The organism is Pseudalkalibacillus hwajinpoensis (assembly GCF_015234585.1).
GTDB classification, from domain to species: Bacteria; Bacillota; Bacilli; order Bacillales; family Guptibacillaceae; genus Guptibacillus; species Guptibacillus hwajinpoensis_B.
In genome coordinates this window covers 2019120-2031434 of the sequence record NZ_JADFCM010000008.1, presented here as the reverse complement: position 1 = coordinate 2031434, position 12315 = coordinate 2019120, and the positions used below count along the sequence as shown (strand labels likewise).

Sequence of the window (12315 nt, the reverse complement as noted above, 5' to 3'; positions counted from 1 at the left end):
TTCATTGAATAAGGGCAATAAAAAAAGCCCTCTATAAGAAGAAGACTTTGGTTGCTCTTCTTCTTATCTTCCAAGTTGAAATCAACTTGCTGGAGTTAGCACCTTACCAGAAAATATCCGGTGGTTGCTGAAGCTTCATAGGGCCAGTCCCTCTGCTTCTCTTGATAAGAATTGAAAATATATGGAATTTTATTGTGTCGCTTTTTTCATAATCTACATCACTTTAAAGTGAAAAGCAAGGGATTTGAGTAAATTATCAAAATTTTTCTTCTGTTGAATCATTTGCTTGCTCGTTCGTTACACGTTTTTTTGGTAACGGGATTTCTTTAATCGTAAGATAAAGTAGCATGATGGCCACAATCCAATAAAGTAGGAATCCTAAAGGGACTGCTGTTTTAATGAGGGCCATAATCGCAAAGAAGAGCGTTGGAATTGTTACTGAATAAACAGATAAGACCCAAAGTTGTTTATAAGAAGCTTTTCTTCCGGTAATACTTCTCAATAGTAGTCCAATTGTAGCTAGTACGGTAACTCCTATAAACTTAAGGCCGGTTTGAAACAAATAGATAACGAATATCAGTAACGGAATAAAGATAGGGAGCAGGTTGTCCAGATTATTACTTAGCTCATTAACATCTTGCTTCGTGAAAGTCATCGAACTAAAGTTACTGTAATTAAACTCCTGTCTAGCACCGCTATCTACAACGATTACACGATCTTTTAGGAATGCGATAACGGAATCATATTGATCAACATCATCAGGCTTTGTCTGGTCTGTCGCATCAAAAATAAAAGTATTTTCATCATTTTGTCGAATAAGCGGTTCAGACTGCTCACTTGTTAAAGATCCGTCCTCTAAAGTGAATTCTGGTAGATCTGACATATGTGTTTTGAGATCCTCATAAGCGTTTGTAAAGGATAAAGCCGTCATAATTCCAACTGGCACAGAAGAAAGGAACATAAGTAAAAATACGTACAATATTGGCTTGCCTAGCTTTTGAAAACGGAACCTGGCCATCATCTTAGGGGAAAATAAGCTGTAGTAAAGTTGTTTAAAAACGTTCAAATTAATAATCTCCTTTCTAAATGTGGAGCATTTCTCCACCCAATCAGTTTATCTTATATAGAGAGAAGGGAACAGTATTCTTGGTGAAACTTTATTGAAACAAATTTGTTTTAAGCATAATATCTTTACAAATCTATATTAACTCTTTACAAAGGGGGGAGCGATGTAGATAATAGACAAGGGACTTTGTTGAGTATTGTCGAAAAAATAAAACATAAGTGCAAGGGGTTGAAATGATGGAACTCAACGTTCAGGAGATGATCTTTCAGTTTGTGGGAGGTCTTGGTATTTTCCTGTTTGGACTAAAGTATATGGGAGACGGCCTTCAACGATCAGCAGGTGATCGATTAAGAGACATTCTCGATCGCTTTACGACTAACCCGTTTATGGGTGTACTCGCTGGGGTCATTGTAACTATTCTCATACAAAGTAGTTCAGGAACAACGGTTTTAACAGTCGGTCTTGTTAACGCAGGATTTATGACTCTCAAGCAAGCAATTGGCGTTGTAATGGGTGCGAACATTGGTACAACTGTTACAGCATTTATTATTGGTTTTCCTATTAAAGATTACGCACTTCCAATTATAGCCATCGGTTCTTTGTTAATTTTCTTCTTTAAAAACAAGAAAATTAACTACGCTGGTCAAATCGTCTTCGGATTTGGTGCGTTGTTCTTTGGACTTGAATTAATGAGTACGGGAATGAAACCACTTCGTAGCCTTGAGGCTTTCCAAGAATTAACAGTAAACATGAGCTCGAACCCACTGTTAGGCGTTGTGATCGGTACAGTATTTACTGTCATTGTACAAAGTTCCAGTGCGACAATTGGTGTATTGCAAGGTCTTTATTCACAGAACGCAATGGATATTCAAGCTGCATTACCAGTTCTGTTTGGAGATAATATCGGTACAACGATTACAGCAGTTCTTGCTTCTATCGGTGCATCCGTTGCCGCTAGACGTACAGCACTGACTCACGTTATTTTCAATTTAATTGGAACGGCGCTTTTCCTAATATTCTTATTCGCCTATACGCCGTTTATTGAATACTTAAGAGACGCATTAAACTTAACACCGGAAATGACGATTGCATTCGGACACGGGATCTTTAACATTACAAATACTGTTATCCAATTCCCATTCATTGCCGGACTTGCCTATCTCGTTACAAAAATTATTCCTGGTGATGATGCAACGATTGAATATAAGCCAAAACACCTTGATCCAGTATTTATCGAACGCTCTCCATCTGTTGCATTAGGACAAGCTAAAGAAGAAGTGATTCGAATGAGCGGATTTGCTTATAAGGGTGTTAAAGAAGCATCAAATTATTTAACATCTAAGAGTCAGAAGAGCGCTGAAAAAACCGCTCAGTATGAAGAAGCTATTAACAACCTGGATAATAAAATTACAGATTACCTTATCCAATTATCAGCAACTTCTCTGTCTGGAGATGAGTCGACACGACACGGTATGCTAATGGACTCAGTTCGTGATATCGAGCGTATTGGGGATCATATGGAGAATATTGTTGAGTTGGTTGATTATCAAATAAGCAATAAAGTGAAGATGACTGACGTTGCTATGAAAGACCTTGATGAAATGTTTAATCTGACTCTTTCTGCACTCAATGAAGCCTTTGATGCACTCGATAAATGGGATGTAGCTAAGGCGCAGGAAGTTGTTAAGCTAGAAGATAAGATCGACAAAATGGAAAGAACGCTTCGTAAGCAGCATATCCTTCGTCTAAATGAGGGTGAATGTACTGGAAGTGCTGGAATTGTTTTTGTTGATATCATCAGTAACCTTGAGCGTATTGGTGACCATGCGGTGAATATTGCAGAAGCCGTCATTGGAGAAGAATAAATGCGGGAAGCAGAGGGATGCCTCTGCTTCTTTTTATCATTATATAGAAGAAAAGTGACATCTCCGCTAAAATAGAGTCAAGTTGAAGGGAGGTTGAAAGCGTGGATATTCTAATATGGTGCCTGATTATTGCGTCGTTCATCATTGCATTTGTGGGATTGATTTATCCGATTATTCCAGCCGTACTATTTATTTATGTTGGGTTTATCCTGTATGGGGTGTTTTTTGATTTTGGTTCAATGACTATTTCCTTTTGGATTGTTGAAGTTCTGCTGACGATGTTATTATTTGTTGCGGACTATGCTAGTAATTTATTTGGCGTGAAGAAGTATGGAGGGTCAAAGGCGGCGATATGGGGGAGTACAATTGGTTTACTTGTTGGCCCATTTGTCATTCCGTTTGCAGGGATCATCCTTGGACCATTTATCGGTGCTATCTTAGCTGAACTAGTTATTCATCGAAAAGCTTTTAAAGAATCTGTTCAAGTAGGTGTAGGTTCATTGCTTGGTTTTCTTGGTGGAGCTGTTATGAAAGGATTACTCCAAACGATCATGGTTGTTGTGTTCCTAGTGTATGTCCTATAAGTTCTTGATGACAAAATGAAAGCGTGATATAGTATTTTCATAATTGGAATTAAGATTAATTCAATTAAATTCGAAAAACTTATTGACGCTTTCTTTATCCATATGATATATTAGTTCTTGTCGTTAAGAAATATTCCACAGTAGCTCAGTGGTAGAGCTATCGGCTGTTAACCGATCGGTCGTAGGTTCGAATCCTACCTGTGGAGCCATATGGCGGTGTAGCTCAGCTGGCTAGAGCGTACGGTTCATACCCGTGAGGTCGGGGGTTCGATCCCCTCCGCCGCTACCATATATTTCAACGATACAACATGGCGGTTGTGGCGAAGTGGTTAACGCACCGGATTGTGATTCCGGCATTCGTGGGTTCAATTCCCATCAGCCGCCCCACTTATTACATAAGGACCCTTAGCTCAGCTGGTTAGAGCTGACGGCTCATAACCGTCCGGTCGCAGGTTCGAGTCCTGCAGGGTCCACCAAATGCATATCGGAGGAATACCCAAGTCTGGCTGAAGGGATCGGTCTTGAAAACCGACAGGGGCTTAGTCGCCCGCGGGGGTTCGAATCCCTCTTCCTCCTCCATTTTCTAAAAGTTAGCTTTCTAAAAAATGGATGCAAATTAAGTTCTTTTACATCATCGCGGGGTGGAGCAGTTCGGTAGCTCGTTGGGCTCATAACCCAAAGGTCGCAGGTTCAAATCCTGCCCCCGCAACCAAAATTAAATTCTTACTACGTCGAACATACTTCTTCGTCAGAATTTAATTGGAGTGCCCTAGGGGCAACCTAAGCTCATAGCAAGGCCAAATTACTTTTAATGTAAATGCAAACTACATACTAATTAAAATTAATACTGATAACATGATTTGGCTCTGTAGCTCAGTCGGTAGAGCAGAGGACTGAAAATCCTCGTGTCGGCGGTTCGATTCCGTCCGGAGCCACCACTCAATAAAGATCCCACTCGTCAATTAATGACGAGTTTTTTTATGTTTTATGTATGTTATTACGCTGTTAATTCTCGATTTTTTTCTTTAAGATGTTTAATTCCATATACTGAGGGGAAACTTTATCTGTGTTGCGGAAATTCAAAGGTTTATTATTTGAAAACGCATGACAATTCTGCTAGTGTAAACTTGTGACGACATCATGTTCAAGTGGTGGCTAACGCTACCCTAACAGCAAGTTACATACTATATTTAAGGAGGAGATTCACAATGGCTAAATTTGAACTACCAGAACTACCTTACGACTACAATGCACTAGAACCACACATCGACGAAGAAACAATGAAGATCCACCACGACAAGCACCATAACGCATATGTAACAAAATTAAATGGTGCACTAGAAGGTCATGAGGAGCATGCATCTAAGAGCCTTGAAGATCTTCTTGGCAACCTTGACGCACTTCCTGAAGGCATTCGCACGGCTGTTCGAAACAATGGTGGCGGACACGCTAACCACTCACTTTTCTGGCAATTGCTAAGCCCTAACGGTGGCGGCGAACCATCAGGTGATCTAAGCGAAGCACTTAAAAAGAAATTTGGTAGCTTTGAAAGCTTTAAAGAAGAATTTGCTAATGCTGCAGCTGGTCGTTTTGGCTCAGGCTGGGCTTGGCTAGTAGTAAAAGGTGGAGAACTTGAAGTAACAAGCACTCCAAACCAAGATACTCCAGTAATGGAAGGTGTTACACCAATTCTTGGGCTAGATGTTTGGGAGCATGCTTATTATCTTAAGTATCAAAACAAACGTCCTGATTACATCGCTGCATTCTGGAATGTAGTTAACTGGGATGAAGTTGCAAAGCGTTACGAAGCAGCTAAATAATTTACCAAGCTTTCAAAACCCCCGACATTTATGTTGGGGGTTTTTCTATTATGGTTCGATTAAGGTATAAATTTTTCCTAAATGGTGTAGCATGAAATTTATTATAAAATCTGTAAAATCACAGCCAGTTTCAAAATCATGAGGTGTACAAATCAGAACTTGATGATCTGTGATGGTTAATGAGATGAGATCATTTCGATATTGGATTTGAAGATAGTGCCTCATCCTATTAATAAAGAACGAGTGTTCATCATCTCCTATAAGATGTTGAACGCTTTGAAGTAGTTGGATTTGACTGTTTTCAGTAATGTAGTCTGTCCGATATAGAAAGTAATACATACCCAGTCCCCTTTCAAAAACAGTTTATCCTTTTTGTTTCATCCGCATAACGAACAGAATTTAAGTCAAAATAAGGGTGGATGAAAAAAGGGGAGTTTGTTATGAAAGTTATAAAACATATGATTGGTGAGATAGAAGTAACAAAAGATTTGTTGTTATTACTTACAATCGGTGGTTTATACGCGCTGAGTATTGCGCTCTCAAATACGTTCGTAAATGTTTACTTGTGGAAGCAGTCTGGTGAGTTTGCGGATATAGGTATATACAACCTTGCTGCGGTTATAAGTCAGCCGCTTACCTTTATTCTCGCAGGTAGATGGGCTAAGAAAATGGATAGAGTTATTGTATTGCGGATTGGAGTGATTTTTCTCGCTCTTTTCTATATAACAGTGCTTTTTCTTGGTCAGAACGCTAGTCATTTGCTTATCTTACTGGGCGCTTTACTCGGAATAGGGTTTGGCTTTTATTGGCTTGCATTTAATGTGCTAACATTCGAAATTACAGAACCGGACACAAGGGATTTCTTTAATGGATTCCTTGGTTTACTTACATCTTTCGCTGGGATGATTGGGCCAATATTTGCTGGTGTTATTATTTCAAGTCTAGAAGCATTCACGGGATACAAAGTAATATTTGCCGTCTCACTTGCTTTGTTTTTCGCAGCTGTAATCTTAAGTTTCTTTCTCGAACGTCGTTCTGCCAAAGGGACTTTTTCATTTACACGTGTTTTTCAAGAAAGAAAAGCGAATACAGATTGGCTTAACATTTTACACGCGCATTTTTTTCAAGGTATAAGAGAAGGTACCTTTATTTTCATTATCGTTGTCCTGGTTTTTATTACGACGGAAAGTGAGCTTGCAATTGGTACATTTGGACTTGTTAATTCAGGAGTATCGTTTTTAGCCTATTATTTGGCGACGAGATTGATTAAACCGCGATATCGTAAGAAGGCTATTTTATATGGCGGACTTATTCTTTACGCTTCGGTTTTCTTGCTTGTATCCGACCTAACGTTTGCCCGGTTGTTAATGTATGGTGTTTGTATTTCTCTTGCTTATCCACTTTTACTTGTCCCCTACATTTCGCTTACGTACGATGTGATCGGTAAGGCTTGGAATGCAGCTGAAATGCGGATTGAGTACATTGTTGTTCGAGAGGTGTACTTAAACTTAGGACGAATTGTTTCCGTTCTTTTATTCTTAATAACAGTAGCGTTATTCGACGATGAAACGAGCATTCCGATTTTATTATTAATTGTTGGTGCTGGCCATTCGTTTATTTACCTGTTTGTAAGAAAACTTCAAGCTCCCCATCCCCCAAACCCTTCTCCTGACGCCGTACAATAGCTCATTAGACCCTTTACTTTTTTTATATCACTAAGTATAGTAAGTAGAAGAGAGAGCAGAGACACCTGTCTGGAACAGGTGTCTATATTTGTTTAAGGGAAGGGAGTCTATCGTGAACACGAAGAAAAAGAAAAATCATGTGCCTTTAAGGCTAAATATATTATTTTTATCTGTATTCCTTTTGTTTTCTACATTAATTCTTCGACTGGGCGTTATACAGATTGTAAATGGTGAAGAATACGAGCGTGTTTCTGAGCAAACTGAGAATGTTACAGCAGAATCAACAGCGCCTCGTGGGAAAATGTATGACCGTTATGGGCGAGTTCTGGTTGATAATAACCCTGAATTTGCGCTTACCTATATCCGAACGCAGAATACTAAGCAAGCTGAGAGGCTTGAATTAGCTCAGAAATTAGCTGGGTATATTGAAAAAGATACAGATGATGTCATTGATCGAGATCTTAAAGATTATTGGATTGTGACGAATCCGGAAAAAGCGAAGGCAAAGCTAACGGAAAAAGAGTGGGAAGAACTTGAGTCGAGTGAAGCTTATCAACTCCAAATTGAACGGATTAATGATGATGATTTAGAAGAGATTAAGAACGATCCACAAGAGCTTGAGGTAGCTGCTATCAAAAGGGCGATGGATACTGGGTACGCTTTATCATCTCAAACAATTAAGATTGGTTTAACTGAAGATGAAATTGCTAAAGTAAGTGAAAACCTTGGTTCACTACCTGGAATAGAAATTCAAGCAGACGCAACTCGAGAATATCCTTATGGAAATACTCTTCAAACAATTTTCGGAAGGGTCGGACCAATCCCTAAAGATGAGTTAGATTATTATGGTTTGAGAGATTACGAAAGAAATGACAAAGTGGGGATTAGCTATCTCGAGAAAGAATATGAAGAGTACTTAAAAGGTCAAAAAGAAAAGCAAACCTACGTGACCGACAAATCAGGAGAGCCGATTGGTGAACCGAAAGTAATTGAAGGACAAAGAGGAAACGATTTGGTCCTCTCATTAGACATCGATCTTCAAAAGAAAGTCGAGAAAATTCTCGATGAAGAGCTTCGTGATGCAAGACAATATGGGGCAACACGAGGCTATGTAGTCATGATGGATCCCAAAACAGGTGAAATTCTTTCTCTTGCTGGTAAGGAATATAGCAACGGAGAGTTTAAAGACCGAACGTTTGGAGTGATCGGTGACTCCTACGCAATGGGATCGACTGTTAAAGGAGCAACTGTTTTAACAGGTTATCAGTATGGTGTTATTAACCCGAATACGACGCTTGTGGATGAAGTTTTATACTTTAAGGACGAAGGTAAAAAATCTTCGTATACGGCTAATGCGATGGGGCCTATATCAGACCTAGTTGCTTTACAAAGATCTTCAAACGTATATATGTGGAAAATCGCGATGAAGATGGCTGACTATGACTATGCTCCGTACGAAAGTAGTAGTTATGACCCTTCAGCTTACGATGAGCTAAAAGAGTCATTCTCCCAGTTTGGTCTCGGCGTTAAAACCGGGGTTGATCTCCCTGGTGAAAGTGCAGGATTAAACGGAGGTGTGAATGAATTCGGTAAAATTCTCGATTTTGCAATTGGACAGTATGATACGTATACACCAATGCAAATGGCTCAGTATACCTCTACAATCGCAAATGGCGGCTATCGTATTGAGCCACACATATTAAAAGAAGTTCATGAACCTTCTGAAAAAGATGGTCTATCAAATACTATTCTTTTCCAAAACACTCCAGAGGTGTTAAACAAAATTAAAATGAGTGAAGAAGAAGTGACACATGTCCAAAAGGGGATGTGGATGGTTATGAATACGGCAAATGGAACCGCAGGTACACATTATCCTTACTTCCAAAGTGATGATTATCAAGCTGCTGGGAAGACTGGAACAGCGCAAATCGGAGATGGATATAATTTAACCCTTGTTGGCTATGCACCTTATGATAATCCCGAAGTAGCCTTTTCTGTAGTAGTTCCAGAAGTAAATGATTCTTCTTCAGGATATGTTAATAAAAAAATAGGTGGACGCGTTCTAGATGCTTATTTTGATTTAAAAGATGAAGCGAAGAAACCTATTGAGGCTAACAAAAAAGAAACAGAATAGCATTTCATGAAAAACCGCTGAAAAGCGGTTTTTTTTATTGTTTAAGGACAAATTAATGAATAATATCTGTCAGATTGAGGTGAAGTGATAGGCTGAATGCATTGCAAAAGTAAGGTATGCCCCAAAAAAGACTAATTAAAACGTTTTCCGACACGCATTTACAATCTCTTTACATTCGGTTTATACGACATTAATATCTAGCCTGTATTCTAAGAATTGTGATTGAGAGGCCAGTACACAAACAACCTGGTTGGTCACAAGTACAAACATCCATTTAGGGGGAAATTACATGAAGTTCAAAGGTATTATGCTCATGGTAGTTATGTCGCTAGTAATGGTTTTCGCAGCAGCTTGCGGGAATAACTCTGGTAATACAGAAAACTCTGGTAGCACAAACAGCGATGGTGAAGTTTCTGGAGACGTACTAATGGACGGATCTTCTACAGTATTTCCAATCATGGAAGCTGTAGCTGAAGAATATGCTTCCGCACAACCTGACGTAAAAGTAAGTGTTGGTGTTTCAGGATCTGGTGGCGGATTCGAAAAGTTCGCAGCTGGAGAAACAGACATGAGTAACGCTTCTCGTCCGATTAAAGAAGAAGAAGTTTCGGCGCTTGAAGAAGCTGGAATTGAATTCACTGAATTTGAAATTGCAAAAGACGGCCTTTCTATCGTTGTTAACTCTGAAAATGACTGGGTAGATCAGCTTACAATCGACGAGCTTAAAATGATCTGGACTGGCGAAGCAACAATGTGGAGTGACGTTAACTCTGAATGGCCTGAAGAAAAAATCGAACTATTTAGCCCAGGTACGGACTCTGGTACGTATGATTACTTTAATGAAGTTGTTCTAGAAGATGAGCAAATGGTAAAAGAAGCAACACTTTCTGAAGACGACAATGTACTTGTAAATGGTGTAACTGGTTCTAAAAACGGTATGGCATTCTTCGGATATGCTTACTATCTTGAAAATAAAGATAGCTTAAATGTTATTCCAATTGTTAACGGTGACGGCGAAGCAATAGAGCCGAATGCAGAGACAATTCAAGACGGATCTTATGAACCACTTTCCCGTCCACTATTCACTTATGTAAAACATTCTGCAGTAACTGATAATCCAGCTGTTTATGATTTCACTAAATACGCACTTGAGAACGCTGGAGATATGGCTGAAGCAGTAGGTTACGTAGCTCTTCCAGAAGAAAAGTATACAGAAGATATGGATAAGCTAAACGAAATCGCTGGTAAATAAGAATAAATTAAAGCAGATTGGTGAGGAGTTCATACTCCTCACTTAATCCTGTTTTGCTCTTTGTGAGGGGGAGTAATAAATGCAAAGCTCAGTTCGTCAAATGATTAAAGACAAAAAAGAGAAAAATCAAGCACGAGCGAAGTTTATGGAGAAACTTGTACCGGGCTTATTGCTTTTATGTGCAATTATTTCGGTATTAACAACGCTCGGAATTGTGTTTACACTGATTGTCGAAACAATCACCTTTTTTAACCATGTGTCTATTGTTGAGTTTTTTACAAACAAAGATTGGTATCCATTCTTTGAAAGTGATCCTGATTACGGTATTTGGCCACTTATTTCAGGAACACTTATGATTACTGGAATTGCCATGCTGGTTGCTATCCCGTTTGGTCTTGCAGCAGCCATTTATTTGAGTGAATATGCAAGTGATCGTGTAAGAAGATTTATTAAACCGATTCTAGAAGTATTAGCAGGTATTCCGACAATTGTGTATGGTTTCTTTGCTTTAACCTTTGTTACACCTGTACTACAGAACATTATTCCGAGCTTACCGGTCTTTAATGCGTTAAGTCCTGGTATTGTTATTGGAATCATGATTATCCCCATGATTGCATCGCTTTCTGAGGATGCGATGAGTTCTGTTCCGAATGCAATTAGAGAAGGTGCGCTTGGTGTTGGGGCAACTCGTTTTGAAGTAGCTGTGAAAGTTGTGTTGCCAGCAGCTTTATCAGGAATTATTGCATCCTTTGTGCTTGCGATTTCTCGAGCAATTGGTGAAACGATGATTGTAACAGTAGCGGGTGGTGCAACACCTAAGCTTACATTAGATGTTACGGAATCGATCCAAACGATGACATCTTATATTGTCCAGGTAAGTCTTGGTGATGCCGGATTTGGAACGACAATTTATTACAGCATTTATGCTGTCGGTATGACGCTCTTCCTATTCACGCTTATCATGAACCTTATCGCGCAATATATTTCTCGTAGATTCAGGGAGGAATACTAATGCAATTAGTAGATCAGGCAAAAGTTAAAAGTAGAATGCAAACCAGATTAACACAAAATAAAATTCTTAAAGGAATCTTTTTTGGTGCAACGATGTTTGCCCTTGTTGTACTTGTTATCTTGTTATATCGGATATTCACTCAAGGAATTGGTTATCTCGACCTTCAGTTCTTTCAAAATTTCGCATCGCGTTTCCCTGAGAAAGCTGGGATCAAAGCAGCCTTCTTTGGTTCACTTTGGTTAATGGCTGTGATTGCTCCAGTTTCACTCATTCTTGGTGTAGGAACTGCGATATATCTCGAAGAATACGCAAAGAAAAATAAGTTTACAACTTTTATTCAAATCAATATATCCAATTTGGCTGGCGTACCTTCAATCGTTTTTGGTTTACTCGGACTAACTGTATTTGTTCGTATGTTGGAAATGGGGCGTAGTGTTCTTGCAGGTGGACTAACGATGAGCTTGCTTATTCTACCAATTATTGTAGTAGCAGCTCAAGAAGCCGTTCGCTCTGTTCCAAAAGAATTACGTGAAGCTTCTTATGCAATGGGTGCTACAAAATGGCAAACCATCAAGAAAGTAGTACTTCCTGCTGCTATTCCTGGAATACTTACAGGAGGAATTCTTGCCCTTTCTCGAGCAATTGGGGAAACAGCTCCACTTCTAATGATTGGTGCACTAACGTTTGTAGCCTATTTACCTGAGAATTTACTGTCCGGATTTACAGTAATGCCTATTCAAATTTTCAACTGGACAAGTCGTCCACAAACGGAATTCCACGATGTAGCAGCAGCTGGTATTATTGTACTTCTCGCAATGTTGCTCATTATGAATTCAATTGCTGTATTAATACGAAATAAATTCTCAAAGAGACTGTAGATTGAATAAAACTCTCATC

At 39.2% G+C, this 12315-nt stretch carries 10 protein-coding genes, 7 tRNA genes and 1 riboswitch; of the genes, 15 read left to right on the top strand and 2 right to left on the bottom strand.

Features of this window, described 5'->3' with window-relative positions; translation table 11 throughout:
* Positions 1-60 precede the first annotated feature (60 nt).
* Positions 61-171, bottom strand: a riboswitch (SAM riboswitch).
* Between the two features lie 85 nt (positions 172-256).
* Complete coding sequence (locus tag IQ283_RS22120; RefSeq protein ID WP_194222185.1) at positions 257-1066, bottom strand: DUF1189 domain-containing protein; 810 nt, start codon at positions 1064-1066, stop codon at positions 257-259.
* 236 nt (positions 1067-1302) lie between these two features.
* Here IQ283_RS22120 and IQ283_RS22115 point away from each other — a divergent pair, with 236 nt between their 5' ends.
* The 10 genes from IQ283_RS22115 (at position 1303) to IQ283_RS22070 (ending at position 5335) form a co-directional block, all read left to right on the top strand.
* The gene (locus IQ283_RS22115) at positions 1303-2931 is read left to right on the top strand and encodes a Na/Pi cotransporter family protein (RefSeq protein WP_194222184.1); all 1629 of its coding nucleotides are present in this window, start codon (positions 1303-1305) and stop codon (positions 2929-2931) included.
* A 101-nt stretch (positions 2932-3032) separates the two neighbouring features.
* Positions 3033-3515: a DUF456 domain-containing protein gene (locus tag IQ283_RS22110; protein WP_194222183.1), complete on the top strand. Its 483-nt coding sequence runs from the start codon at positions 3033-3035 to the stop codon at positions 3513-3515.
* 134 nt (positions 3516-3649) lie between these two features.
* Positions 3650-3724 (top strand) — tRNA-Asn (locus IQ283_RS22105).
* A 3-nt stretch (positions 3725-3727) separates the two neighbouring features.
* A tRNA-Met gene (locus IQ283_RS22100) sits at positions 3728-3804 on the top strand.
* 22 nt (positions 3805-3826) lie between these two features.
* Positions 3827-3902 (top strand) — tRNA-His (locus IQ283_RS22095).
* 12 nt (positions 3903-3914) lie between these two features.
* A tRNA-Ile gene (locus tag IQ283_RS22090) sits at positions 3915-3991 on the top strand.
* Between the two features lie 10 nt (positions 3992-4001).
* Positions 4002-4094, top strand: a tRNA-Ser gene (locus tag IQ283_RS22085).
* Between the two features lie 56 nt (positions 4095-4150).
* A tRNA-Met gene (locus IQ283_RS22080) sits at positions 4151-4227 on the top strand.
* A gap of 150 nt (positions 4228-4377) precedes the next feature.
* Positions 4378-4453, top strand: a tRNA-Phe gene (locus IQ283_RS22075).
* Positions 4454-4723: 270 nt separating this feature from the next.
* Entirely contained in the window at positions 4724-5335 is a 612-nt protein-coding gene (locus IQ283_RS22070) for a superoxide dismutase (RefSeq protein ID WP_194222182.1), read from the top strand.
* Between the two features lie 48 nt (positions 5336-5383).
* Here the strand turns inward: IQ283_RS22070 and IQ283_RS22065 are convergent, their stop codons facing one another.
* Entirely contained in the window at positions 5384-5674 is a 291-nt protein-coding gene (locus tag IQ283_RS22065) for a hypothetical protein (RefSeq protein ID WP_194222181.1), read from the bottom strand.
* Positions 5675-5775: 101 nt separating this feature from the next.
* On the opposite strand from IQ283_RS22065, the gene IQ283_RS22060 reads away from it, so the two are divergent.
* The 5 genes from IQ283_RS22060 (at position 5776) to pstA (ending at position 12296) form a co-directional block, all read left to right on the top strand.
* The gene (locus IQ283_RS22060) at positions 5776-7020 is read left to right on the top strand and encodes an MFS transporter (RefSeq protein WP_194222180.1); all 1245 of its coding nucleotides are present in this window, start codon (positions 5776-5778) and stop codon (positions 7018-7020) included.
* A gap of 112 nt (positions 7021-7132) precedes the next feature.
* Complete coding sequence (locus IQ283_RS22055) at positions 7133-9154, top strand: peptidoglycan D,D-transpeptidase FtsI family protein (RefSeq protein ID WP_242057411.1); 2022 nt, start codon at positions 7133-7135, stop codon at positions 9152-9154.
* A 289-nt stretch (positions 9155-9443) separates the two neighbouring features.
* The gene (locus IQ283_RS22050) at positions 9444-10406 is read left to right on the top strand and encodes a PstS family phosphate ABC transporter substrate-binding protein (RefSeq protein WP_194222178.1); all 963 of its coding nucleotides are present in this window, start codon (positions 9444-9446) and stop codon (positions 10404-10406) included.
* Between the two features lie 79 nt (positions 10407-10485).
* Positions 10486-11418: a phosphate ABC transporter permease subunit PstC gene (gene pstC, locus IQ283_RS22045; protein ID WP_194222177.1), complete on the top strand. Its 933-nt coding sequence runs from the start codon at positions 10486-10488 to the stop codon at positions 11416-11418.
* Positions 11418-12296 carry a phosphate ABC transporter permease PstA gene (gene pstA / locus IQ283_RS22040; protein ID WP_194222176.1) on the top strand — a complete coding sequence of 293 codons (879 nt, stop codon included), beginning with the start codon at positions 11418-11420 and terminating at the stop codon, positions 12294-12296. Before pstC ends, pstA begins: the two co-directional genes overlap by 1 nt.
* The last annotated feature ends 19 nt before the right edge of the window (positions 12297-12315 follow it).